General features: G+C 69.8%; 27 protein-coding genes and 1 pseudogene. 10 read left to right on the forward strand and 18 right to left on the reverse strand.

Annotated elements, in window-relative coordinates:
- Nucleotides 1–223: 223 nt before the first annotated feature.
- Together OG522_RS34065 and OG522_RS34070 are read right to left on the reverse strand one after the other, a co-directional pair.
- Nucleotides 224–994, reverse strand: a complete 771-nt coding sequence (locus OG522_RS34065) for a MerR family transcriptional regulator (RefSeq protein ID WP_329466899.1) — start codon at nt 992–994, stop codon at nt 224–226.
- 4 nt (nt 995–998) lie between these two features.
- Nucleotides 999–1,208, reverse strand: coding sequence for a hypothetical protein (locus OG522_RS34070; protein WP_329466900.1), 210 nt, complete (start codon nt 1,206–1,208; stop codon nt 999–1,001).
- Nucleotides 1,209–1,501: 293 nt separating this feature from the next.
- On the opposite strand from OG522_RS34070, the gene OG522_RS34075 reads away from it, so the two are divergent.
- Nucleotides 1,502–2,671 (forward strand): serine hydrolase domain-containing protein, encoded by a 1,170-nt coding sequence (locus tag OG522_RS34075; RefSeq protein WP_329466901.1) that lies wholly within the window; start codon nt 1,502–1,504, stop codon nt 2,669–2,671.
- 44 nt (nt 2,672–2,715) lie between these two features.
- On the opposite strand, the gene OG522_RS34080 is transcribed toward OG522_RS34075, so the two are convergent.
- A complete protein-coding gene (locus tag OG522_RS34080) occupies nt 2,716–3,123 on the reverse strand; it encodes a bleomycin resistance protein (RefSeq protein WP_329466902.1) in 408 nt (135 codons plus the stop codon).
- A 226-nt stretch (nt 3,124–3,349) separates the two neighbouring features.
- Nucleotides 3,350–4,129: an NAD(P)H-dependent oxidoreductase gene (locus OG522_RS34085; protein WP_329466903.1), complete on the reverse strand. Its 780-nt coding sequence runs from the start codon at nt 4,127–4,129 to the stop codon at nt 3,350–3,352.
- A gap of 140 nt (nt 4,130–4,269) precedes the next feature.
- Here OG522_RS34085 and OG522_RS34090 point away from each other — a divergent pair, with 140 nt between their 5' ends.
- Nucleotides 4,270–5,160: a helix-turn-helix transcriptional regulator gene (locus OG522_RS34090; protein WP_329466904.1), complete on the forward strand. Its 891-nt coding sequence runs from the start codon at nt 4,270–4,272 to the stop codon at nt 5,158–5,160.
- Nucleotides 5,161–5,319: 159 nt separating this feature from the next.
- On the opposite strand, the gene OG522_RS34095 is transcribed toward OG522_RS34090, so the two are convergent.
- From OG522_RS34095 to OG522_RS34110, 4 genes are all read right to left on the reverse strand, one after another.
- Nucleotides 5,320–6,399, reverse strand: coding sequence for a sensor histidine kinase (locus OG522_RS34095; protein ID WP_329466905.1), 1,080 nt, complete (start codon nt 6,397–6,399; stop codon nt 5,320–5,322).
- Nucleotides 6,392–7,075, reverse strand: a complete 684-nt coding sequence (locus tag OG522_RS34100; protein ID WP_329466906.1) for a response regulator transcription factor — start codon at nt 7,073–7,075, stop codon at nt 6,392–6,394. The genes OG522_RS34095 and OG522_RS34100 overlap by 8 nt, the downstream gene beginning before the upstream one ends.
- A 91-nt stretch (nt 7,076–7,166) precedes the next feature.
- Nucleotides 7,167–7,871, reverse strand: a complete 705-nt coding sequence (locus tag OG522_RS34105) for a VanZ family protein (RefSeq protein WP_329466907.1) — start codon at nt 7,869–7,871, stop codon at nt 7,167–7,169.
- A 203-nt stretch (nt 7,872–8,074) separates the two neighbouring features.
- Nucleotides 8,075–8,509 (reverse strand): Hsp20/alpha crystallin family protein, encoded by a 435-nt coding sequence (locus OG522_RS34110; RefSeq protein ID WP_329466908.1) that lies wholly within the window; start codon nt 8,507–8,509, stop codon nt 8,075–8,077.
- Nucleotides 8,510–8,635: 126 nt separating this feature from the next.
- On the opposite strand from OG522_RS34110, the gene OG522_RS34115 reads away from it, so the two are divergent.
- Nucleotides 8,636–9,286: a type III effector protein gene (locus OG522_RS34115; protein ID WP_329466909.1), complete on the forward strand. Its 651-nt coding sequence runs from the start codon at nt 8,636–8,638 to the stop codon at nt 9,284–9,286.
- A gap of 166 nt (nt 9,287–9,452) precedes the next feature.
- Here the strand turns inward: OG522_RS34115 and OG522_RS34120 are convergent, their stop codons facing one another.
- Nucleotides 9,453–9,641, reverse strand: coding sequence for a hypothetical protein (locus OG522_RS34120; RefSeq protein WP_329466910.1), 189 nt, complete (start codon nt 9,639–9,641; stop codon nt 9,453–9,455).
- A gap of 279 nt (nt 9,642–9,920) precedes the next feature.
- On the opposite strand from OG522_RS34120, the gene OG522_RS34125 reads away from it, so the two are divergent.
- From OG522_RS34125 to OG522_RS34140, 4 genes and pseudogenes are all read left to right on the forward strand, one after another.
- Entirely contained in the window at nt 9,921–10,238 is a 318-nt protein-coding gene (locus OG522_RS34125; protein ID WP_329466911.1) for an isoamylase early set domain-containing protein, read from the forward strand.
- Between the two features lie 258 nt (nt 10,239–10,496).
- On the forward strand, nt 10,497–10,766 hold the full coding sequence (locus OG522_RS34130) for a hypothetical protein (protein ID WP_329466912.1): 270 nt from the start codon (nt 10,497–10,499) through the stop codon (nt 10,764–10,766).
- Between the two features lie 68 nt (nt 10,767–10,834).
- Nucleotides 10,835–11,092, forward strand: a pseudogene (locus tag OG522_RS34135) (hypothetical protein); the annotation flags it as partial.
- Nucleotides 11,093–11,451: 359 nt separating this feature from the next.
- Nucleotides 11,452–14,130 carry a glycosyl hydrolase gene (locus OG522_RS34140; protein WP_329466913.1) on the forward strand — a complete coding sequence of 893 codons (2,679 nt, stop codon included), beginning with the start codon at nt 11,452–11,454 and terminating at the stop codon, nt 14,128–14,130.
- Nucleotides 14,131–14,267: 137 nt separating this feature from the next.
- On the opposite strand, the gene OG522_RS34145 is transcribed toward OG522_RS34140, so the two are convergent.
- Nucleotides 14,268–15,236 (reverse strand): NADP-dependent oxidoreductase, encoded by a 969-nt coding sequence (locus OG522_RS34145; protein ID WP_329466914.1) that lies wholly within the window; start codon nt 15,234–15,236, stop codon nt 14,268–14,270.
- Nucleotides 15,237–15,376: 140 nt separating this feature from the next.
- Between OG522_RS34145 and OG522_RS34150 the strand changes: the two genes are divergently transcribed.
- Nucleotides 15,377–15,754, forward strand: a complete 378-nt coding sequence (locus OG522_RS34150; protein ID WP_329466915.1) for a winged helix-turn-helix transcriptional regulator — start codon at nt 15,377–15,379, stop codon at nt 15,752–15,754.
- Nucleotides 15,755–15,790: 36 nt separating this feature from the next.
- Here OG522_RS34150 and OG522_RS34155 read toward each other — a convergent pair whose 3' ends face one another.
- On the reverse strand, nt 15,791–16,564 hold the full coding sequence (locus OG522_RS34155) for an AraC family transcriptional regulator (RefSeq protein ID WP_329466916.1): 774 nt from the start codon (nt 16,562–16,564) through the stop codon (nt 15,791–15,793).
- A gap of 73 nt (nt 16,565–16,637) precedes the next feature.
- Between OG522_RS34155 and OG522_RS34160 the strand changes: the two genes are divergently transcribed.
- Together OG522_RS34160 and OG522_RS34165 are read left to right on the forward strand one after the other, a co-directional pair.
- Nucleotides 16,638–17,456, forward strand: coding sequence for a phytanoyl-CoA dioxygenase family protein (locus OG522_RS34160; RefSeq protein WP_329466917.1), 819 nt, complete (start codon nt 16,638–16,640; stop codon nt 17,454–17,456).
- Entirely contained in the window at nt 17,453–17,710 is a 258-nt protein-coding gene (locus OG522_RS34165) for a hypothetical protein (RefSeq protein WP_329466918.1), read from the forward strand. The genes OG522_RS34160 and OG522_RS34165 overlap by 4 nt, the downstream gene beginning before the upstream one ends.
- A 24-nt stretch (nt 17,711–17,734) precedes the next feature.
- Here the strand turns inward: OG522_RS34165 and OG522_RS34170 are convergent, their stop codons facing one another.
- From OG522_RS34170 to OG522_RS34200, 7 genes are all read right to left on the reverse strand, one after another.
- Entirely contained in the window at nt 17,735–18,481 is a 747-nt protein-coding gene (locus tag OG522_RS34170) for a FadR/GntR family transcriptional regulator (protein ID WP_329466919.1), read from the reverse strand.
- Nucleotides 18,444–19,499 carry an aldo/keto reductase gene (locus OG522_RS34175; RefSeq protein WP_329466920.1) on the reverse strand — a complete coding sequence of 352 codons (1,056 nt, stop codon included), beginning with the start codon at nt 19,497–19,499 and terminating at the stop codon, nt 18,444–18,446. Before OG522_RS34175 ends, OG522_RS34170 begins: the two co-directional genes overlap by 38 nt.
- A 73-nt stretch (nt 19,500–19,572) precedes the next feature.
- The gene (locus OG522_RS34180; RefSeq protein WP_329466921.1) at nt 19,573–20,334 is read right to left on the reverse strand and encodes an SDR family oxidoreductase; all 762 of its coding nucleotides are present in this window, start codon (nt 20,332–20,334) and stop codon (nt 19,573–19,575) included.
- The gene (locus OG522_RS34185) at nt 20,331–21,374 is read right to left on the reverse strand and encodes a zinc-dependent alcohol dehydrogenase (protein ID WP_329466922.1); all 1,044 of its coding nucleotides are present in this window, start codon (nt 21,372–21,374) and stop codon (nt 20,331–20,333) included. Before OG522_RS34185 ends, OG522_RS34180 begins: the two co-directional genes overlap by 4 nt.
- Complete coding sequence (locus OG522_RS34190; protein WP_329466923.1) at nt 21,371–21,808, reverse strand: RbsD/FucU domain-containing protein; 438 nt, start codon at nt 21,806–21,808, stop codon at nt 21,371–21,373. Before OG522_RS34190 ends, OG522_RS34185 begins: the two co-directional genes overlap by 4 nt.
- On the reverse strand, nt 21,799–22,695 hold the full coding sequence (locus OG522_RS34195; RefSeq protein ID WP_329466924.1) for an amidohydrolase family protein: 897 nt from the start codon (nt 22,693–22,695) through the stop codon (nt 21,799–21,801). The genes OG522_RS34190 and OG522_RS34195 overlap by 10 nt, the downstream gene beginning before the upstream one ends.
- Nucleotides 22,688–24,022: an L-fuconate dehydratase gene (locus tag OG522_RS34200; RefSeq protein WP_329466925.1), complete on the reverse strand. Its 1,335-nt coding sequence runs from the start codon at nt 24,020–24,022 to the stop codon at nt 22,688–22,690. Before OG522_RS34200 ends, OG522_RS34195 begins: the two co-directional genes overlap by 8 nt.
- Nucleotides 24,023–24,037: the final 15 nt, after the last annotated feature.

Genomic DNA, 24,037 nt, shown 5'->3' on the forward strand with positions numbered 1-24,037 from the left:
GGGCCCAACCCAGCGCGCCGAGCGGCTGCGGCCGGGGTTTGCGATGTCATGCACGTGTGCGGGGTATGGGCGGATCGAGGCCGTTTCCAGGGCGAGGTCATCTGCGACGGCCGGGCAGGGTGATGGCCGTACGCACGGCCCGTCCGCCGGGCGCCCCGGTGCGGGCGCGGCGGGGACGGACGCGATTGGTCCTCCGAACCGCTGTACGTGGCCTCGGCGGCCATCACTGATGCGGGATGTCGATCCCGGCTGCGCGCAGGTTCGCCTCGACCAGCCGGTTCAACCGCGCGATGGAAGGTACCTGGTCTTCCCGGTGGTGGTTGACGAGCCCGTACCGGGACGCGGCGTCGGACTGGTTCTGAGATCCGGTCGGCATCGCCACGCGGTCGGCGAGCAGCTTGTCGGCCAGCGCGGACGCCAGCCCCTCGATCCGCGGGTCGTCGGGATCCCACGACGTCGCATCCAAGGCGCGCTTGGTCAGCTCGATGAACGCGGGATCGTCAAGCCCGCGTTCAAGCCTGGTCAGGAAGGCGTCGAAGACCTCCGGGACCAGCGCTCTGGCCAGCACCAGGGCCTCCCGTTGCGTGGCCACGTACTCGGGGCCGAAGCCGAGATCGGCGAGTCGGTCCAGGACCGCGCAGGCGCGGTCGGGCAGCAGGGCCCGGTCGCCCTGGGCGAGCCGGTGCAGGGTGTCGCGGCGCGCGGTCAGGTCCTCGATCTGTTCGGTGAGCCGACGATGTACGTCGTCCAGGGTGGCGGCGAACCGCTCGGGAGCGGCGTCGAGCAGGTCACCGATCCCGGCCAGCGGCACGCCGGCCCCGGCCAGGGTTCGGACCTGGACCAGCCGGAGCAGGTCGGCCGATCCGTAACGCCGATAGCCGGAACCGTCACGTTGCGGCTCGGCGACCAGGCCGAGCCGGTGATAGTGCCGCACGGTCTTGATCGTGACGCCGACGAACGCGGCCGCCTGACCGATCGTGAGTCCGTCTGCCATCGGCTCAGCACACCTCCGGATCGTGGGCGGTCGCGATCTCGCGAACCGTGACGGCGGCACGCGGCTCTTTGCGCAGGAGCGAGCCGTGGTCGTCGGTGGCCCCCGTGCTCACCTTGAGGTATGGGTCGCGGGCGATCACAGGGGTGAGGGTAGCGCGCACCTGTTCCAACTCGTCACCCGTGTAGCCGAGGACGGCACCCGATCGAGCACGCACCTGCGCCGGGAGGGTGGGCATGTGGAGGACGGGCCGAGGGCGCGGCGTGGAGCGCGTGCGAAGCGATGGCGATCTCTGCGGGCTGGTCGGCTCGGATCGCGTACAACGCCCGGTCCGCGGCGGCGACGCCTGCTTTCGGTGCAGGCCGGCCCACGGTCGCGACAGAGGTTGACCTTGACCTTGGGTCAGGGTGCACGCTCATCGCATGGCCGCTTCGAAGGGGCCGGTGGCTACGGGCCGTTGTGGCTTTGAGCCGCGCCAAAAAACGTGCTGTCGCGAGATAAGGAATGACCATGAGTGAGTCCCTCCACACCACGAAGAACTCCGCTGCCGGGCCGGACCGCCCGGAGCTGCAAAAGGCCATCCAGGAGATCGTCGATTCCGGGCTCGCCGGAGTGCAGTTGCGCGTACACGATGAGACCGGCGAGTGGGTCGGCAGTGCGGGCGTGTGCGAGCTGGGCGGGGACGCCAAGCCGCCGACCAACGGGCACTTCCGGATCGGCAGTAACACCAAGACCTTCACCGCGACCCTGGTGCTGCAAATGGTGGCCGAAGGAAAGATAGGACTGGACGCCCCGGTGGCCGACCACCTGCCCGGATACGGCCTTGACCGGCGCATCACGGCGCGGATGCTGTTGCAGCACACCAGCGGGCTGTTCAACTTCACCGGCGAGGTCTACGACGACGGGACGGTCATGCCGGGGATCCCCGCGATGGCCCAGGAGTGGGTGGACAACCGGTTCCGTACCTACCGGCCCGAGGAACTGGTTCGGCTGGCGTTGTCCAAGCCCGCGCGGTTTGAGCCGGGGACGGACTGGAGCTACTCCAACACCAACTACGTGCTGGCCAGGCTGCTGGTAGAGAAGGCCAGCGGCCGCTCCTACGGTGAGGAGATGCAACGGCTGATCCTGGGACCGCTCGGTCTGTCGGGCACCGTGGTGCCGGACGCCTCGCCGGAGATCCCCGAGCCGCACGCCCACGGCTACTACCGGTACCAGGATGCCGGTGAGTGGAAGACGGCCGACGCCACCCGCTTCAACCCCTCCTGCCTCTCCGCCGCCGGTGACATGATCTCGACCACCGAGGATCTCCACACGTTCTTCTCGGCGCTGCTGGGCGGCAGGCTTCTGCCGGCTCCGCTGCTGGCCGAGATGCGCAGGCCGCACCCCAAGAGCGGCGACTACCGCTACGGCCTCGGGCTGTTCGTGCAGGACACGGACTGCGGCGGCACCATCCTCCACCACAACGGCGGCCTTTGGGGCTGGGCGGCGCTCATGTACAGCACGCCCGACGGCAGTACGACCCTCACCGCCTCGCTGACCTTCGGGGATGCCGAACTCGACCTCGCCGCCATAGCCGGGGCGCTTGAGAAGGTGAAGCAGCGGCTCGTCAACGAGGTGTTCTGCGGCGGGCAGTCCGGCCCGGCCGACGAGGCGCCCGAGCCGACTCGGCCGACGGGCTGAGCACCCCATACCCGTACGCCTTGAACCGGAACTCCTCGAAGTTGCTACGTCCGCCTCGGCCCCTTCCGCACATCCGTGGGGGGAAGGGGACTGCCGATACGCAGCAGATTGCCGCTGCGGTCCACGAGGGCGAACTCGCGCATGCGGTAGTCGGTGTCGGTGGGCGGCTCCAGACGACTACCGGTGCTCTGGTCTTTGGGTACGCCGACCTGGGCCCACGCGCGGTGGAGGGCCTCCGCGTCCGCCACGTGCACGTAGCAACTGCCCGCCGTAGCAAGCGGATCCACCCCGGGGTGATGCCAGAAGTGCAGCTCCACGGTGTTCCGAACCATGATCAGGTAGCCGTATTGTTCCGGCGGCGCACCTCGCGGCTCAAACCCGAGGCGGACATAGAAGCCGAGCGTCTCACCCAGATCTCGGCTGGGCAGGATGGGCACCGCGTACTCGTCCATGCGTCAAACCGTAGCGCGCTGCCCCAACTCCTGGGCTGGCAAGGGACCTTGGGTGCTTCTGGGCAACCTGTCCGCGTCGCACAAGGCGCCAAGTTCTGGAGTAGGGCAGAGGAAATGCCGGGGTCGGGCTGTGCGCCGCGGGTGGTTGAGGACAGCCGGGTCGCAGGGGCGGGGCCACTTCAACGAGGCTTTGGACGGGACTTGAAGCAGGGGGCATCGATGTCGGTCAGTCGCGTACGTGCAGCCCGAAACCCGTGCGGCCCGCGGGCTCCAGTCCCTCCTTCAGGTGCAGCGAGGGGATCTCGTAGTCGCCGAAGTTCTGCCGCCGGAACGCGATCGGCTCGGTCGACTCCAGGGTGAGCAGGCGCTGTTCCCAGGCCTTGGCGACATCGTGGTAGTCGTCGCCGGTCATCCGGTCGGTGCCGTACAGCACGAACGGCGGCAGCACCTCGATGCCCGGGTAATAGAGGATGCCGTGCTGGATCGGGAACAGCAGATCGTCGATGGGACCGTTGATCCCGCGAGCGGCGTAGTGCGACTCCGGGCCGCCGGCGGTGACCGACAGCAGAGCCTTCTTGCCCGCGAGGGTGCCTTCGCCGAAGCGCTCACCGTACTGGGTGTCGCTGTGCTCGCCGACACCGTAGGCGAAGCGGTAGGTGAACACCCGGTCCACCCAACCCTTGAGGATCGCGGGCATGGTGTACCACCACAGCGGGAACTGGAAGATGATCGTGTCGGCCCACAGCAGCTTCTCCTGCTCGGCGAGGACGTCCGGGGTGAGCGTCCCGGCATCGAAGGCCCGGCCCGAGTCCAGCGCGACCCTCAGCGGACTTGAGGCGTCGGGGCCGTAGTCCGCGGCATCCACGACGGCCTTCCAGTTCATCGCGTACAGATCGCTCACCCGTACCTCGTGCCCGGCGGTCTCCAATGTGGACACCGCGAGGTCCTTCAGTGAGCTGTTGAGCGACTTCGGCTCCGGGTGGGCGTGGACGACCAGCGTCTTCATGGGAACTCCTTCGGATCAGGTGCCTCCGATTCTGGGCGTTACGGCGCCCGCCGTTCAGGGGCGCCTCTTCCATCGGACGGGACTTCCTGGTACTGGCGGGACCACCTTCACGGGCCCCGATCGAGGCCATACTGGGAGGCATGGACGATCTTGCGGGCTTCCTGCGAACCCGGCGCTCCCGAGTCGACCCGGCTGCCGTGGGCATCCCCACCGACAGTCGCCGCCGGGTCGAGGGGCTGCGTCGCGAAGAGGTCGCGCACCTGGCCGGAGTCAGCGTCGACTACTACGTACGCCTGGAGCAGGGCCGGGCGACCCAGCCTTCCGAGCAGGTCCTCGACGCGCTCGCCCGCGTCATCGGCCTCGACGAGACCGAACGCGGTCACCTCTACCGGCTTGCCCGGCAGCGCCGCCGTCCCGCGAAGGCGCCGGGCGGGCGGGTCCGACCGGAGGTGCTGCGGATCCTCGACCTGGTCGCCGGCGCACCCGCGCTGATCATGGACTACCGCCTGGACGTGCTCGCCGGGAACCGCCTGGCAGGGCTCCTCTACGGTCGGCCGATGCCGGGCCTGAACACCGCCCGGCACATCTTCCTTGAGGAGGCCGAGCGCGGTCTTTACGCGGATTGGGAGAAATGCACCCTCGACGTGGTCGGGCATCTGCGTCTGGCCGCCGGTAAATACCCTGAGGATCCCCGTCTGGCCTCGCTCATCGGCGAGTTGGCGATGGGCAGCGAGCGCTTCCGCCGACTCTGGGCCCGCGCGGACGTGCGCGCCCGCACACATGGACGCAAGGCGTACCGGCACCCCCTGGTCGGCCTGCTGGAACTCCACCAGGAGAACTTCGCCCTACCGAACGAGCCGGGCATGGAGTTGCTGGTGCTGTCCGCGGCTCCCGGCAGCCCCGCCGAGGACGGACTGCGCCTGCTCGCAGGCCTGGGCGCGGACGGCGGTGACGTGCATCCCCCGGTGCACGCTCAGGTCCGCGAGCAATGCGACAACGGCCGCCCGACACCGGGAACGCCCCCACACTGACGGCCTTCCGGTCCCCGGCCTGCCGCGCGGCAGGAGCCAGGCGGTCTTTCCCAACTCCAGTGCCGCGACCTGGAGAGCGCGCATGAGGCCGAACTGAGCGCCCCCGACGCGGAGTTCAGCCGGCGCGGCAGCGACCAGGCATGGAGCCGGATTCGACGCTTACGGCGTGCCGGGGAGCCGGACCGTGACGAGGAGACCGCCGTCGGGGCGGGGGACGAAGTCGAGGGTCCCGTCGTGGGCGCGGACGATGCTGTGCACGATGGCCAGGCCGAGGCCGACGCCGGCGTGCTCGTCGGTGCGTACGCGTTCCGTTCCGCGCTGGAAGGGTTCGGTGAGGGTCGGTACCAGTTCCGGCGGCACGCGATGGCCCGTGTTCTCGACCCGCAGCACGCTCGTGTCGCCGCGCGCTTCGGTGTGGACCGTCACGGTGCCGCCGGTGGGCAGGTTGTGGACGATGGCGTTCTGGACGAGGTTCGTCACCATGCGCAGCAGGAGTTCCGCGGAGCCGCTGGTCGGGGCCGCTTCGCCGGTGACGTCGAGCGTGATCCGGCGCTGTTCGGCGAAGCGGAGCAGGGTTTCGGCGGCTTCTTCGGCGACGAGGGAGAGGTCGACGCTTTCGCGGGTGAAGGTGCCGCGGTCGCTGCGGCTGAGCAGCAGGAGGGCCTCGGTGAGGTCGATCGCGCGCGTATTGACGGCTTGCAGGCGTTCGAGGAGTTCGTCGTGGTCCCGCACGGGGCCCCTGCGGGCGATGTCGAGCAGCGTCCGCGAGATGGCCAGCGGGGTGCGCAGTTCGTGGGAGGCGTTGGCGGCGAACCTCTGGTGCTCGGCGACGTGCGACTGGAGTTGTCCGAGCATCGCGTCGAAAGCGTCGGAGAGTTCACGGAACTCGTCCTGGCGGCCCTTCATGCCGATCCGGTGGGACAGCGACCCGTTCCCCGCCATCCGTGCCGCATCGGTGATCTGTGTCAGCGGTGCGAGCATGCGGCCGGCGAGGATCCATCCGCCCAGGAGGCCGAAAGCGAGCAGGAAGACCATCGCCAGGGCCGCGGCGGGGGCGAAGACTCGCACGAGGAGGTAGCGGTTGGGCGCGATCCCGAGAAGTCCCTGTGAGTTGTCGGGTACGTAGCGCAGCAGGAACACCCACACCACGGCCAGCAGGAGAGCGCCGGCGATGGCGAGGAATCCGGCGTAGCTGAGGGTGAGTTTCAGCCGGGCGCTGAGCCCTGGGCGTCTACGCATGCGTACGGCCGGGGGCGATGGTGTCGATCCGGTAGCCGACGCCGGGAACCGTGGCGATGATCCATGGTTCGCCGAGCCGTTTGCGTAGTGCGGAGACGGTGATGCGGACGGCGTTGGTGAGCGGGTCGGCGTTCTCGTCCCAGGCCCGTTCCAGCAGTTCTTCGGCGCTGATGACGCCGCCCTCGGCGGCGACGAGGACTTCCAGCACGGCGAACTGTTTGCGGGTGAGCGCGACGTGGCGTCCGTCGCGGGAGACCTCCCGGCGGAAGGGGTCGAGCCGCAGGCCCGCGATCTCGCGGACGGGGGGCCGGGCGTACGCGCGTCTGCGGTCGAGAGCCCTCAGCCGCAGGACGAGCTCCTGCAGCTCGAACGGTTTGGTGAGGTAGTCGTCGGCGCCGAGCCCGAATCCGGAGGCCTTGTCGTCGATCCGGTCGGCAGCGGTGAGCATGAGGATCGGGATGCCGCTGCCGGACGCGACGATGCGGCGGGCGACCTCGTCGCCGGACGGGCCGGGGATGTCGCGGTCCAGGACCGCGAGGTCGTAGGAGTTGACGCTGAGCAGTTCCAGGGCGGAGTCGCCGTCGCGGGCGATGTCGGCGGCGATCGCCTCAAGGCGCAGACCGTCACGGACGGCCTCGGCCAGGTACGGCTCGTCCTCCACGATCAGTACGCGCATGCCCGAAGCCTAAGCAGCACTACATATCGCCGACGTATGCGAAGACGTATGTGAAGGCATGCACGGACCTGTGCACACCGGCACACGCGACTCACCCCGCCCGTGCAGGTGTGGGGAGCGGCTGGTCCGACGGCGCTTGTGCCGCGGTGCGCCACCAGCGACGCGACGCCAGCGCGGCCAGCACGGCGCCGGCGGTGTTGACCAGTACGTCGTCCACGGAGGACACCCGGTCCAGGCGCAGGACGTACTGCGCCGTTTCGACCAGGGCCGAGCAGCCCGCCCCGAGGGCCAGGATCCGCGGCACGGACGCCAGCGCCGCGAACCGCATCGGGGCGAAGAACCCCAGCGCCGCGAAGCCCAGCAGGTTGCCGAAGATGCCGACCGGCCCCATCGTGACCAGGTCCCGCAGCGGTATCAGGCTCACCCGGCCGGGGACGGTGCCGGCTCCGGCGCCCGGCATCATGGTCAGCCAGAGGAACGGCACCGTCCCGTGGACCATGCCGACCTCGGCCAGCGACCACCGCCACGCCGTTCGACTGCCCAAGGCACGCCGACGGCGCGCCAGCGCCCACGCCACGAGCGCGGCCACCGGCAGCGCCACCAATGTCATCAGCACCACGCCGTTGAACGTGTCGAAGCAGCCGTGCCAGCGTCCCGCCATGCACATCGGAGCAGACATCATGAGCGGTCGTCGCACGACGAACGCGGCGCTCGCCACGCCGAGGACCGCCACGCCGAGAAGCACACTCCTGCGCAAGCGGCGGGACGGCGCTGATGGGGGTGCGTTGTGGTTCATGCCCTCATTGCAGACGGAGGGCCGTTGCGGTGGCGTATGCGATTTTCGATACGCCCGCGATACAGGGAATCCCCGGTACCAAGGCGTTGGCGCAAGCGGAGGGCCCCTTGTGCGTCTCGGTGCGCGATGCAGGGTGCGGAGGACGGGAGAAGGGGAGAGCGTTGCCCGTCCTCCGCTGTTCGGTGCGGTCGGGGACCGGCTCCTCAGCCGCTGATCTGCCGGGGCTCGGACTCGCCGCCGATGGCGATCTTGCGGGGCTTGGCGCGCTCCGCGATCGGGATGCGCAGGGTCAGGACCCCTGCCTCGTAGTCGGCCGTGATGCGCTCGGTGTCCAGCGTGTCGGCCAGGACCAGCTGGCGCGAGAAGACGCCCAGAGGCCGCTCGGAGAGCTCCATCTGTACGTCGTCGGCCTTCACAGCCGGGCGGCGCTCCGCCTTGACGGTGAGCATGTTCCGCTCGACGTCGATGTCGATCGCTTCCTTCGCGACGCCGGGCAGGTCGAGGGCGATCACGTACTCCTCGCCCTCACGGTAGGCATCCATCGGCATCGCCGAGGGCCTGGACCATGTGCCCGTGACACCCGTGAGCTGCTGGGCGATACGGTCGAGTTCGCGGAACGGGTCGGTGCGCATCAACATCGCGAAAACACCTCCATCGGTCTGGCAGGAACTGCCAATGCGCTGTTTCTGGCACCGTTGTAACATGTCATCCAACCGATGACAAGTTTTGGCGTCGTCCAAACAGTGACGATTGAGAGGATCTCCGTGAACGCTTCCTCGGAGCCCCGTGACCCCACCTCGTTCTTCGCCGCGGCGGCCGCGCTGAACACGATCGACGAGGCCGTGCGCACTGCCCAGACCCCGCAGGCCGGAACACCTCCGCGGGAGGGGGGAGCCAGTGCCGAAGAGGCCTTGGCGGCGCTCCTCATGCTGCGTGAACTGCGCGACCAACTGGCGGGGTGGGAGCCCGGCCTGATCGAGGCGGCTCGCGCTGCGGGCTCCAGCTGGGCAGACCTGGCCCACCCGTTGGGCGTCGCCAGCCGCCAGGCCGCAGAGCGCCGCTACCTGCGGGTACGCCCCGGAACTCCCGGCACGACCGGCGAACAACGCGTACAGGCCACCCGCAACCGGCGCGCCGCCGACCGCACCGTCAACGCCTGGGCTCGGACCAACGCCGCCGAACTGCGCCAACTCGCCGGCCAGATCACCGCCCTCACCGACCTCCCGGCCCGCGCCCGGACACCCCTGGCCCGGCTCGCCGACGCCCTCGCCGACAACGACGCTGCCCTGCTGATCGCCCCACTCGCCGACACTCACCTACACATTGAGGCCAACCACCCCGACCTCGCGGCCCGTATCGACACCATCACCCACCACACCAACCAGCTCCGCCAAGTGGACGGTGAGCACCGCTGAACCACCATCCGACACCCTTTGACCGGCAAGCCCACAAGGCAATGCGTGACGGGCCGCGGAATGCGGCGCGGGGGACGGGATCCGCTGTCGGAATCCCTGCGCCCAGTGATCGAGATCAGAGGGTGCCAACGCCGCCCCCGCGTCCGTCCCGCTGCGAGGCGGTTCCCTAGCCGAACGCGGAGAACGAGCGCCCTTCCCTCTCGCTCTGGGCACGCCGCACTCCGCTCCAGTCCAGCGCCTGCCGCGCCTCGTGCTGTGCCTGCTCAGCCACCGTCCGGGTCTCGGCCACGACGTCGCCGCGCTCGCGGACCAGACGCTGGTAGATCGGTGGATGAGATATCTCTGTGCTGTCCATGACGCCTGATCTTGCCCGTTCGCCGACAATCTGTCAGCCGACGGACCCCCAACAGACCCTGTGACATCGGACTCGGCCGACCAGGGGCCGTGGCCCGCTCGGGTCGGCGAGCCGGGTACGGGGCTGGTACGCAGACCTGGCCCGAGCCCAGTCCCAACCGCCTCGGCACAGCAGGGGACGCCCCTCGACGGTCCTGATGTCCCGCGGTCCACCAGCCGATCCAGCGCTGCCCCCGACCCCGCCGGAATGCGGACCGGCCGCCCGCAGCCGAGGATGGGCGTGATCCCCGTCCACCTCTTCTGCCGTCAGGAGCGCACCGTCATGCTGGAGCGCAAGCTGCACAAGGACCACACCGAGGTCACGTTCATCCTTCCGGCGGAACGGCCGCCCGGCCCGGTCAGTGTCGTGGGCGACTTCAACGACTGGCAGCCCGGCGTCCACACCCTGCGCCGGCGACACGACGGCAAACGGGCCGTCACGGTCGCGCTGCGGAGCCAGAGCACGCATTCCTTCCGCTACCTGGCGGCCGGTGACTACTGGTTCAACGACGAGAGCGCCGGTGACCAGGAAGGTCCCAACAGCCGCCTGCACACCTGACGAGGCACCCCACCGCTCGCTGGGCGGCGGGGCCCGCCGCTGCCATCAGCCTGCCTTCGGCTGCCCGTCAGCTGCCGCGCCCTGACACGGCCCAGGTGCCCCGACGTCGTCCCGGCGCACTCTCCGGCCGCGCCCCATCCCGGCGCTCGCTGATGCTCTCCTGGCACGTGGGGCCTGCCGAGCGGCCCAGAAGCAGAACGCCTAGTCCTCGCGGGTCGCGGCGGAAGGTCACCTCCGGCCGCCCTATGATCGGCGGCCGTGGCGCACACTTTCGAGGAGCTTGTCGAGAAGCAGCGTACGGCAGACGCGGCGCACGCCCAGGTGGAGCAGCTGCGGAGGCAGTATGGGTCGCCGAGTTCCCGCTCCTGGTCCGCGCAGCAGTCACAGACCTACGAGACGGCGTGGCGGGCGTGGCGGGATCTGGCACGGGATGTGCAGGCCGCGGTCACCGCGTACGCGAAGGAGCATGGTGAGGCCCGGCCGGACATGGAAACCCGGGTGAGAAATGCGGCCGGGCACCCGGAGTAGCAGCGTGTGACTCCCCATTGCCCCGGGTTCGAGGTCGTCGTACGTGGCGCGTGTGCCATGGTCGCCGACTGCCCTGGTGGCAGGCCTGGTGTGCGGTACCGGACCACTCAAGGGCGCCAGTAGGGGAAGCGCTGCCGGCCCATCACCAGAGCGGGCAGACACCTTTCACCCCGCCGGGACACAAGCAAGCCATGGGTGCGGGCCCCCGCGTATGGGCCGTACACGGCGACGCGGTGTCCCTCTCGGATGTGCTGGCCACCTCCGGGCTGGACGACCGCCGTTCCTCCCACGGCGTACTGGGCGAAGCCTCGGAACTCATGGCCGACGGGCGGCGCGGAGCACTCCCCGGCGCTCACGCCCGCCGCCGTGCGTCCCGCCCCAGACGTCGACGTCCCGCCTCCGGACCGGCTGCGCCTGGCGCAGGCCCTGCTGCCGCGCGACGCCTTGTTCCGCCCCACGGAGCAATTCCCGGTAGAGCGCGACAGTCGGTCGCGCTCCGCGCTGCCGACGTGTCCCTTCCGCAGGGTGTCTTCGTCCCGGACTCGGGTGCGGGGTAAGGGAGTTCGGCCCGTTAGGCAAACTCTGACTCATATTTCGCAGGATCCCTTTCCGGGATGCCGTGGGCACGCCAAGATCTCACCCGCGTCGGGCAGCATCCAGCGCCCGACCGTAGGGAGGAGAGCGCATGGTGCCTCAACGGCATCGGCGGCGGTTCATAACCTGCACCGTCGTGGCCGCCGCGTTCGGACTGGTCAGCAGCCAGGCGTTCGCGGCTTCCAGTGACACCAGACCCCGGCCCTGGAACGTGCGTCACCAGACCGACATCGGCCGCCAGCACACCAAGGCGGTCAACGCCGGACACGGCAAGTCGGCCTTCGCCGCGTCCGAGAGTGGAGACGACGGGTCCGACGAGGCCGAGAACTCCGCCGAGGGCACGGCCCAGTACACGGAGGCCCGCACCGCCCCCGGCGTGATCGCGCCCGGCGCGTACGGGGCGGCCTGGGCGCAGCTCCAGTCGATGCAGCACACCAACGGTGACTGGAACCACGTCACCAAGAAGGTGTACAACTCCGACGACCCGCGATATCGCGACGTCAACTCCAACTCCAGCGGCGGCTCGGGGAACGTGACCGGCCGCATCACCGGGATCGCCGCCGACGACGAGGGCTATGTCTACGCGGGCGGCGCCAACGGCGGGGTGTTCCGCTCCAAGACCGGCGGCGGCCGCTGGCAGCCCATCGCCGACAAGCTGCCGTCACTGTCGACGGGCACCCTCGCACTGGACGGCTCCAAGCGGCTCTGGTACGCCACCGGCGAGTCCAACACCGGAGCAACTTCCTTCGTGGGCACGGGCGTTTACGTACTGGCCGACCCGCAGCACGGCCAGTTCCAGCCGGGCGGCCGGGTGGGCGGCGCCGAACTGGAGAGCACCACCATCCACGCCCTGCGGTTCGCCGGGACCACGGTGTGGGCGGCCACCAGCCGAGGTGTGTGGTCGCACTCGACCACCACTCTGTCCGGTCCCTGGAAGCTGGAGTTCGCCCCGAACCCGGACTATCTGCCGGGCGGCTCGAAGGCGTCCGACCCGAGCGCCCCGTACAAGAACATCGCCAACGACATAGCCGTCGACCCGAAGGACCCGTCCAAGGTCTTGCTCGCGGTGGGCTGGCGCGGCGGCGACACCTACAACGGGCTGTACGCCAAGCAGAGCGACGGCAGTTGGAAGCCCGCGACGGGACTCGGTGACCTGCCGACCAGCAGTGCCGACGTCGGCAACGTGACGTTCGGCGCGGCTGCCGATGGCTCGCGCCTGTACGCCATCGACCAGTCTCCGGCGCAGATGGCGTCCAATCCGGACAGCGGATTGAAGGGCGTGTACGTGTCCAAGTCCGGTTCGCCGTTCGGGCCGTGGACGCTGATCGCCGACTACACCAAGTTGAAGGCATCCGGCTCGGCGCTCCAGGGCGCCGGTTACATGCCGGGCATCCAGTCCTGGTACAACCAGTTCCTCCAGGTCGACCCGAACAACGCCGACCACGTCTACCTGGGCCTTGAAGAGGTCTTCGAGACGAAGAACGGCGGCACGAACTGGATCACCCCCGGCCCGTACTGGAACTTCACCTTCCCCTGCTGGAGCATCGACCCCAGCAAGCAGACCGGTGACTGTTCGCCGACCACGCACTCCGACCAGCACGCGGTGGCGATCGGCAGCTACAAGGGCCAGAGCTACGCCTTCGTGGGGAACGACGGCGGCATCTACCGGCGCCCGCTGAACGGAGCCGTTGATTCGGGCGGGCACGCCAAGGACTGGCAGTCGCTGAACGACGGCACCATCGACACTCTCCAGTACTACTCGGTGGGCGTCGGCAAGGACCTCACCTACGGCGGGGTCTCGGTGACCGGCGGGCTTCAGGACAACGGGCAGTCGATCCTGCGCGGCCGCGACAAGGTGATGGGTTCGAATTTCGGCGGCGACGGAGCCGACACCATCACCGACCCGAACAACGGCTGCAACATTGGCCAGGAATACGTCTACCTGGACATGTGGGTCACCCAGAACTGCGGTGTGAACGACGGGAGTTGGACCACCGATCCGACCAAGGCGACCGAGTACGAGGTCGCCCCGCCGGACAAGGACCTCGGCGCTGCGGGCGCCCGCTTCATCGCGCCGATCACCACCGATACCAAGGACACCAACACCTGGGTGGCCGGTGGCCGGCACGTGTGGGTGCAGAACAAGGGCTTCGCGATCCGCTCCGGCAGCGAGTGGAAGAACGCCTACGACCTCGGTGAAGGCCACGTCGCCACCGCGGTCGCATCCTCCGGCGGCACCGTGTACGTCGGCTGGTGCGGCCCTTGCGACAGCAAGGGCTTCAGCCGGGGCATCGCGGTCGGCAACACCGACGGCACCGGCTGGCACCAGCTCAACCTGCCCGTCGAGGGAACCGTACCCAACCGCTACATCTCCGGCTTCGACGTCGACCCGGCCAACGCCCAGCACGTGTATGTCGCGGTCAACGGCTTCTCCCGCAAGTGGACCGAGGGCCCCGGCGCGGGCATCGGCCACGTCTTCGAATCGAAGGACGGCGGGGCCGACTGGACGGACATCTCGGCGAACCTGCCCGACGTGCCCGCCAACACGGTGAAGCTGCTCCCGAACGGCGGTCTCGCCCTCGGCACCGACCTGGCCACCTTCTACCGGCCGACGGGCGCAGCCCAGTGGCAGGTACTCGGCAAGGGCCTGCCCACCACCGCGGTCATGCAGCTGAAACTCGGCCCGGACAACAACCTGTACGCAGCCACACACGGACGCGGCATCTGGTCCTTCGACGTACGGCGCCTCAAGGGCCGTAGGAACAACTGACCGGACTCGCATCCGGCGGCCGGTGTGCACCCCGCGTAGTGCGGGGCGCACACCGGCCGTCTCGGTCTCGTTCCCCATTCCGCCGGAATCCTGCCGCTGGGTGGCGAGTTCCCCAGGGCGGGTGGCTGCGACCGTGCTCAGTTGGTGACGGTGAGGACGAGCTTGCCGCGGGTACGGCCGGCCTCACCGCGGGCGTGGGCCGCGGCGGCCTGCTCGAACGGGAAGGTCTCCTCCACCTCGACGGCGACATGGCCGGCGTCGATCAGGTCGGCGATCGTCGTCAGCGCGGCACCGTCCGGCTCGACCAGGAAGGGGGTGACCCGTACCCCGGCCGACTCGGCGGCCTGGGCCAGTTCCGGGGAGACCCCGGCCGGGATCGCGACCAGCAGTCCGCCGGGGCGCAGGACCCTCAGCGAGCGGGTGCTGGTCCGGTCGTGGGCATCACCCACCAGGTCGATGACGACATCGACGTTGGCGACGGCGTCCTCGAAGCGAGCGGTGGTGTAGTCGATCGTCTCCTCGGCCCCGAGGCCCTTCAGCCAGGTGTGCCGGGCAGCGCCGGCGGTCGCGATCACATGCGCGCCCAGGTGCCGGGCGAACTGCACCGCGAAGTGGCCGACCCCACCGGCGGCGGCGGTGATCAGGACGCGCTGGCCGGCCTGAAGGTGGGCGGTGTCGACCACGGCCTGCCAGGCGGTCAGCGCCGCCAGCGGCACCGCGGCGGCGTGCACGTGGTCGACGGTGGCAGGCTTGCGGGCGAACTGCCGGGCCGGGGCGGTCACATACTCCGCGTACGCGTTCGCGGCGCGCGGGAACCATGGCATGCCGTACACCTCGTCGCCTGCCTTCAGTGTGGTGACACCGAAGCCGACCTCCTCCACGACTCCGGACACGTCCCAGCCGAGCGTGAACGGCGGCTCACCCAGCACCCCAGCCATGCCGGTGCCCCCACGGGTCTTCCAGTCCACCGGGTTGATCCCGGCCGCGTGCACCCGCACCAGTACCTCGGTGGGCAGCGGCACCGGGCGGGGCACCTGCTGGATCCGCAGCACCTCCGGGCCGCCGAAACCGTCTTGGACCACCGCGCGCATCGTGTCTGCGGACATGAGTCATCTCCTGAAAAACGTTCTGCGGAGCGCCGCTTGGCGAGCCCCCCGTTGACGTCGACGAAGCTATCCCCAGGGATATGGTTACCTTCAAGGACTACTACTTCCCATAGGGAAGTGACCTGGTCAGGAGAGTGATCATGACGACCAGCTGCCCCAGCGGCCAGCACGCCCACCACGACGTCTACGCAGCGCAGTGCCCCTGCCGGGCGTTGCTCGACCTGCTCGCCAACAAGTGGTCCGCTCTGTCCATCGGTGCCCTTGAGAACGGGCCCCAGCGCTTCGGAGAGCTCCAGCGCAAGCTTCAGGGCGTCAGCCCCAAGGTGCTGACCCAGACGCTCCGCCGCCTTGAGGAATTCGGCATCGTGGACCGCACCGTCTACCCAGCCGTCCCCCTGCACGTCGAGTACGCCCTCACCCCCCTCGGCCGCAGCGCCGCGATCCCGCTCAACGCGCTGCGGTCGTGGGTCGAGGACAACATCGACCATGCCCTGCGCCCCGAGCCCGCCGCGTCGTAGTCGCGCTGAGGGGCCACCACACAGCACGCCCGTTTATCACCGGGCGCCGGCGGCGCGCACGGCACGCGGTCCTGCCCCGAGCTCGCGACGGCAGGCCTTGTTGAAGGCCTGAAGGTCGGCGATGCCCACCGCCGCGGCGATGGAGGGGATGGAGAGCGTGGAGGACTGGAGCAAATGGCGGGCGCGCTCCAGCCTTCGGCGCCGTACGTAGGCGATGACGGTGAGGCCCGTCTCGGCCCGGAACAAACGGGTCAGATGGGTGTGCGAGACGCGAGCGGCGCGCGCGATGACGGGCACGGGCAGCTGCTCGGCGAGATGCTCCTCGATGTAGGCCTGGGCGGAGGCCACGACGGGGTGCCGGCGTCCGGGTTCGTCGGAGCCGGTCAGCAGGGCGATGTGCCAGAGAACCGTCCACACCTCGGCGGACGCACGGGCGGCGGACACGGGCAGGGCGGCGACCGCGTGTCTCAACAGGCCCGCCAGGAGCGGCCCTTCGGCCCCGGCATCCTGCATCAGAGGCGCGGAGTGCCTGGGGCCGGCGCCGGGGAGGCGCAGATGGGCATAAAGATGTTCGGATCTGCCACGGTAGTGGAAGTGCACCTCGGTGTCCGGGGGGATCAGGCTGACACATCCGGGCCGGATGGGGTGGATGGTGCCCCCGACGGACAGTCGCCCCACATAGCTGTACAGGTGCAGTTGCCACAGGTCGGGCAGCCGGAAGACCTCGTGCGAGGTGGAGATCCCGTGCACGCCCACACCGGCGTTCACCACCTGGGGCGGCTGATCCAGATGCAGGGACACGCTTTCCATGGCGGTGAAAATCTACCAGCGGCCGGCGATTACATCCCACGCCAGTCACGGATTGGCGCCCTAGCTTTGTCGCATGCCAACCACCAAAGAGCTGCTCACCTCGGTTCAGGTGGCACGCTTCGTCGCGCAGGGGTTCTTGCGCCTGGACGCGGTCGTGCCGCAGGAGCTGAACGAAGAGGCCATCGCGACCCTGTCCTCGGGACTGCCTGAAGTCCCGTACGGCACACCGCTGTTCAGAGCCTTCCCCGAAGACACCTTCATCCCGCGCATGCTCGCCCTGCCCGCGGTGGCCGGTGCCGTGGAGAGCCTGGTTGGGCCGGACTCGACGGTCGACCACCACGCGGTGCACATCCGCCAGCCGCACGAGGGCATCGCGCAGGACCTTCACGCGGACGCGATCATCGACGTCCGCCCGGACGCCTTCGACATCCAGCTCATGTACTACCCCCATGAAGTCACTCCCGAGATGGGTGGAACCCTCAGCGTGCCGGGGAGTCACCTGCGCCGCATCAACGAGACCGACATCGGACGCGTGCAGAACCTGCGCGGGCAGACCCGGCTGACCTGCCCGGCCGGCACCATCGTTGTGGTGCACCACGGAATCTGGCACAGCGGCCGGCGCAACGACACCGCACGGCAGCGGTACATGTACAAGATCCGCCTCAACCCGACCGTCCCCCAAGTCAGGCTCTGGGACACCTCCGATCTGCACGATCCGGCCGTGACGGCGGAGCTCGGTGCCTCCATTCCGTGGTACGAGTCGGCCACCGGGCGACTGGAGGTCTACAACCGGGCACTGCTGTGGCGCGCGCTGACCGGAGACGACACATTCGACATCGAGTACTGGATCACTCGTGCCGGCAACCGGCCGACTCTGCGGAGGAACGCATGAAGCAGCAAGTCCTCGTGCTCTACCTCGCCACGTCCGCGCTGGACTCGTACGTCATCGGATGGTCCCGCTACGACGGCACGGGCCAGACCCGTCCCACGACCGGGGACAGCGACGAGCCGCCGTACGAAACGGGCCTCGCCGCGCTGGAAGACGGGTGGCGCCTGTTCCAGGCCTCCCAACTCCTTCCGCCCCACCCCGGCCACGAGTACGACACGTCGTTCCTCAAGCACGAGTTCTTCTTCGAGAAGCTGTAGCTGCGCGTCCAACGCCTTGCCGCGTCAGCGCGGATGCGACGTCGTATGGAGCGGGCGCCTGGCCGTGCTCCTCAGGGGCGGCTCGGCGGAGCGCACGTGTTCCTGCAGCCACCGCTGGGTGTTGGTGACGTGCAGGAGCGCGGCGGCCTGGCTGAGGGCAGCGTCCCGGGTGGACAGGGCCAAGAAGATCGCCTCGTGCTCGGCAAGGGTGCGGCCCCCGGCCTCGTCGTCGACCAGGCCGCGCCAGATCCGGGCCCGCAGCGTACGGCCCGAGATGCCCTCCAGGAGGGTGAGCAACGAGTCGTTGCCCGTCGCCGCGACGACGGTGCGGTGGAAGGCCGCGTCATGGGCGTTGAGCTGCTCGACGTCGGCGCGGGCTTCGCGCATGGCATCCAGATGGTGCTTGACCTCGGCCAGCTGATCGTCGGTGATCCGGGTGGCGGCCAGGCCGGTCGCGGCCGGTTCGAGGAGCCGGCGGACCTCCATGAGGTCAAGGAGGGCTGCCGAGTCCGTCTGCAGGAGCTCGACGGCGCCGCCCAGCCCCTCGAACAGCAGGCTCGGCTCCAGGCTGGTGACGTAGGTGCCGTCACCCCGCCGGACCTCAAGGACCCGTGCCACGGCCAGCGCCTTGACCGCCTCGCGTGCCAGGTTGCGGGACAGCCCCAGCTGCGCCGCGAGTTCCGGCTCCGGCGGCAGCTTCGAGCCCGGGGGCAGCGCACCGGTACGGATCAGTTCACGAATCCGCTCGATCGCCCTGTCGGTCAAAGACATCGCGAACTCCTTCGTCCTGGTTCTCCCCGTGCACGTCCGGCCTGATCAGCCCCCGAGCGCGAAGGTCGTGCCATAGATCTTCGGGGACCTGCCGACGGTGGAGCTCCACGTTCCGCGTGACGTGTTCGCGATTTCGCATGCCGAGGGTGACGTTGATGATACTGGGGTGGGTGTACGCGAAGGCGATGGCTGCCGCGGGAAGCGTCGTACCGTGCGCGGAGCAGACCGCGGAGATCTCCCGGGCGCGGGCGACCAACGCGGGGGGAGCGTCCTCGTAGTCGTACTTCATCCCCTCCGCGGGCCAGTCCCCGGACAGCAGCCCGGAATTGAAGACACCCACCGCCACCACGCTTTTGCCCAGTTCCAGTGCGGCGGGCAGGACATCGTCCAGCGCCGACTGGTCCAGGAGCGTGTAGCGCCCGGCCAGCATCACCACGTCGGCGGCGGTCTCGCGCAGGAACCGGGTGAGCATCGCCGACTGGTTCATGCCGGCGCCGATCGCCCCGATCACCCCCTGGTCGCGCAGCTCCGCGAGGGTCGGCATGGCCTCTTCGGCGGCCTGGCGCCAGTGGTCATCGGGGTCGTGGAGGTAGACGACGTCCAGTCGGTCGAGGCCCGTTCGCTGCAAGGTCGCTTCCAGCGAGCGCAGGACCCCGTCCCGGCTGAAGTCCCACTGCCTGCGCAGGTCGTCCCGCACGACGAACCCCTCGCCGTCGACTCCGCGCGGCTTTTCGTTGGGTACGAGCAGGCGGCCCACCTTGGAGGAGACGACGTACTCGGCGCGCGGCCGGTCCCGCAGGGCGGCGCCCAAGCGGCGTTCGGACAGGCCGAGGCCGTAGTGCGGTGCGGTGTCGAAGTAGCGGATGCCGGCCTGCCACGACGCCTCGACCGCGGCCGCCGCGTCCTCGGCCGGGGTGAGTTTGTAGAGGTTGCCGATCGTGGAGGCTCCGAAGCCGAGACCGGTCAGCTCGACAGCGGTTCCCCTGATCGCCCGGCGTCCGGTGGACTGATGTGTCACCCCTGCTCCTTGGTCTGCGGGCCGGTCACTGTGAGGGGTGGACGGTTTTGTCCGCGCTCCGCCGGAGGCGTGGTCATCGGCCCAGCCATCCGCCGTCGACGGGAAGGACGGCGCCGTGGACGTAGGTGGCGGCGTCCGAGGCCAGGAACACCGTGGCTCCCGCGAGATCGTCGGCGCTGCCCCAGCGCCCTGCCGGGACGCGGTCCAGGATCGCCTTGCTGCGTACCGGGTCGTCCCGCAGTGCCTGGGTGTTGTCGGTGGCGATGTAACCGGGGGCGATGGCGTTGACGTTGATGCCGTGCGGGGCCCATTCGTTGGCGAGCGCCTTCGTGAGGCCGGTGATGCCGTGCTTGGCGGCGGTGTAGCCGGGGACGTTGATGCCGCCCTGGAAACTGAGCAGCGACGCGGTGAAGATGATCTTTCCGTGGCCGCGGGTCACCATCGCCGCGCCGACCGCCCGGGTGAGCGTGAACTGCGCGTTGAGGTTGACCTGGAGCACCAACTCCCAGTCGGCGTCGCGGTGTTCGGCTGCCGGGGCGCGGCGGATGGTGCCCGCGTTGTTGACCAGGATGTCCACCGGTCGCTCCCGGCCCGCCAGCTCCTCGCCCAGGTCCCGTACGGCCACCGGATCGGCGAAGTCGGCGCGGATCGCCTCGAAGCTGCGCCCGGCGGCGAGGACGTCCTTCTCCACCTGGCTGCCGTGCTGCTCCAGCGAGGCGCTGACACCGATGACGTCCGCGCCCGCCTCCGCGAGCGCGCGAGCCATGGCACGGCCGATACCGCGGCTGGCGCCGGTCACCACGGCGAGCCTGCCGGTCAGGTCGAAGCTGGTCATGCCACTGCTCCCTGCTGTCCGTCGGCGCAGTCCACGAGGATCTTCATCACGTCACCGCCCGCCTCCAGCGCCTCGAAGGCGGCGGGAGCCTCGGTGAGCGGCACGACCTTGCTGATCAGTGCCGTGGCGGGGATCGTGCCGTCCGCGACCAGCGTCACCGCCCGCTCGAAATCGGCGCGGTCGTACAACCGGGCGCCGACCAGGGTGAGTTCGCGCCAGAAGAAGCGGTGCAGGTTCACCTCGCGGGGCCGGGGGTGAATCGCCACCAGGCACAGGCGGCCGCGCACGCCCAGCGCCTCGACCGCGGTGTCGACGCCCGCCGCCGCGCCGGACACCTCGAAGGCGACGTCCGCGCCGGCTCCTTGCGTCCACCGCGCCACCAGGTCGGCCACGTCCTCGGTGGCGGGGTCCCAGGTGAACAGGCCGATCTTCTGGGCCAGCGCACGCCGGTGGGGGCTCGGCTCCACGACGCGTACGTCCGCTCCGGCGGCCCGCGCGACCAGCGCGATGAGCACGCCGACCGGGCCGCCGCCGACCACGACGACCCGCTCGCCATCCGTGACGTGGGCGCGGCCCACGTCGTGCACGGCCACGGCGGTGGGCTCCACGAGGGCGGCCCGGTCCAGGGCGAGGGCGGCGGGCAGGCGGACGAGGGTGTGCGCGGGGACGGTCCAGCGCTGCTGCATCGCGCCCGGGGAATCGATGCCGATGAAGTCGAGGTGCTGGCAGATGTGGTGGTGGCCCGAGGCGCAGGCCGGGCAGGTGCCGTCCCAGCGCAGGGGCATCACGGTCACCGCGTCACCGGGTGACCAGCCTTCGACGCCCGGCCCGACCCGTATGACCTGGCCGGACATCTCGTGTCCGAGGACGGCGGGTGTGGCCACCCTCGCGTCCATGTCGCCATGGAAGATGTGCAGGTCGGTGCCGCAGATCCCGACGTAGGCGGGCGCGAGTTCCACCTCGCCGGGGCCGGGGGGACGGGTCTGGGCCGGTGCCGTGTCCAGAGTGCGGGCGGCCGTGTAGCGGACGGCGAGTGTCATCGCGGGGTCAGGGTCCCTTCAGGGCGTACGCCGATGGTCAGCAGCAGGTTGGCGTAGGTGCGGACGTCGGCGGTGACGATGGCCAGTGCGAGGTCGGGGGAGCGGGCGGCGTCGTAGAACGCGAAGCGGTCGAGGGTCTCCACGGGGACGGGCGCCAGCCGTGAGCGGTACTCGGCGATGACCGGCGGCTCCGGCTCGCCCTCGGGCGGCACCATCACGTGGGCCGACTCGACGGGCAGGGCCCGCAGCAGGACGTCGAGGACGGCGGTGACGTCCAGCACGCCGGGCGCGAGGTTGAGGTGCACGGTCCTGGCCCGGTCTCCGACGGCGGTACTGGCGGGGTAGTGGCCGTCGGCGAGCAGGACGCGGGCGCCGTGGCCGGCTCCGGCCAGCGCTTCGAGGATGGCGGGATGCAGCAGTTCGGTCAGGAGCACGGGGTGTCTCTCCGGTCGGGTGTGAGTCCGTAGAAGGCGGTCGCGGTGCCGGCGAGGATCGCCTCGGTCTCGCTTGCCGAGCAGTCGAGCAGGAGTTCCTCGACGGCGCAGGCCCAGTGGTTCCAGCCGCCGGCGAGGAGGCAGACCGGCCAGTCCGAACCGAACATCAGCCGGTCGGGGCCGAAGGCGGAGAGCAGGACGTCCCACACCGGGCGGATGTCGGCGATCGTCCACCTCGCGTGGTCGGCCTCCGTGATCAGACCGGACACCTTGCACCTGACCTGGGTGTGCCTGGCCAGCAGCCGTATCCCCCGCTCCCAGTCGTCCAGTTCACCGCGAGCGACGGACGGTTTGCCGGCGTGGTCCAGGACCAGCGCCAGGCCGGGAAGGCGTTCGGCCAGGCGGATCGCCTGAGGGAGCTGATGGCTGCGGACCAGTACGTCGTAGGCGAGTCCACGGTCCTGCACCGCCCGTAACCCCCGCTCAACGGAGGCCTGTTGCAGCCAGCCGGGATCGGTCTCGCCCTGGACGAGGTGGCGCAGGGCCCGCAGGTACCGGCCGTCGGGGCCGCCGCGCAAGTCGTCCAGAACGTCGCCGATCGAGGCAGAGGTCAGATCCGCCCAGCCGACGACGGCGCCGATGAGCGGGTCGCTGTGGGCCAGGGCGAGCAGGTCGCGGGTTTCGGGCACCGAGGTCACGCACTGCACCACGACCGTCTGCTCCAGCCGCCGCCCGGCGATCGTCCGGGTAGCCGCCGAACGGAGCTTGTGCGGACTGAAGTTGCGGCGGATCGCCTCGTGTCCCGGCTCGTCCAGCCAGGGCTGCGGGTGGTGGCCGAGGTTCCAGACGTGGTGGTGGGAATCGATGAGCTTCCGTGTGTCAGACACGGGCGGACCAGACGGGGCCGTCGGGGTAGGAATACTCCTTGAGCGACTCCGGGTGCATCTGCGCGCTGACTCCCGGCAGGCTCGGAGCGAGATAGTGGCCGTTGGCGATGCGCACCGGGTCCACGAAGTGCTCGTGGAGATGGTCGACGTACTCGATGACCCGGTCCTTGAGCGTGCCGGAGACAGCGACGTAGTCGAACATCGACAGGTGCTGCACCATCTCGCACAGGCCCACCCCACCGGCGTGCGGGCACACCGGCACGTCGAACTTGGCCGCCAGCAGCAGGATCGCGAGGTTTTCGTTGACGCCCCCGACCCGGGCCGAGTCGATCTGCACGATGTCGACGGCACCAGCCTGGAGCAGCTGCTTGAAGACGACCCGGTTGGCGATGTGCTCGCCGGTGGCGACCTTGATGGGGCGCAGCGCCTCGCGGATGGCGGCATGGCCGAGGATGTCGTCGGGGGAGGTGGGCTCCTCGATCCAGTACGGGTGGTAGGGCGCCAGGGCGCGCATCCAGTCGATGGCGGGCGTGATGTCCCAGCGCTGGTTGGCGTCCACGGCGATGCGGATGGAGTCGCCGACCGCCTCGCGAGCGGTGCGCATGCGCCGCACGTCGTCCTCCAGGGACGCGCCGACCTTGAGCTTGATGTGGGTGAAGCCGTCGGCCACGGCCTCGCGGGCGAGGCGGGCCAGCTTCTCGTCGGAGTAGCCGAGCCAGCCCGGGGTGGTCGTGTAGGCCGGGTAGCCGTGCTCCAGCAGGCGGGTGGTCCGCCCCCGGCGGCCGGGTTCGGCGCGGCGCAGGATTTCGAGCGCCTCGCGCGGAGTGAGGGCGTCGCTGAGCCAGCGGAAGTCGACCTGCGCGACGAGTTCCTCGGGCGACATCTCGCCGAGGAAGCGCCAGACGGGCTTGCCGGCCCGCTTGGCCGCGAGATCCCAGGCGGCGTTGACGACAGCGCCGGTCGCCATGTGGATGGCGCCCTTCTCCGGCCCCAGCCAGCGCAGTTGGGGATCATGGACGAGTCTTCGGGAGAAGGCGCCGAGGTCTGAGCAGACCTCCTCGACGGACAGGCCCATCACATGGGGGGCAAGGGCCGCGATGGCGGCGGCCTGGACGTCGTTGCCACGGCCGGTGGTGAACGCCAGGGCGTGGCCCTCAAGGCCGTCGCCGGCGTCGGTGCGCAGGATCACGTAGGCGGCCGAGTAGTCGGGTTCGGGGTTCATCGCGTCCGACCCGTCCAACTGCTCGGACGTGGGGAACCGTACGTCCAGGACGTCCACGGCGGTGATGCGGGCGGATGCCGGGGGAGGGGAAACGGCAAGGGACATGGCGGCAACTCCTGG

The organism is Streptomyces sp. NBC_01431 (genome assembly GCF_036231355.1).
Classification (GTDB): domain Bacteria; phylum Actinomycetota; class Actinomycetes; order Streptomycetales; family Streptomycetaceae; genus Streptomyces.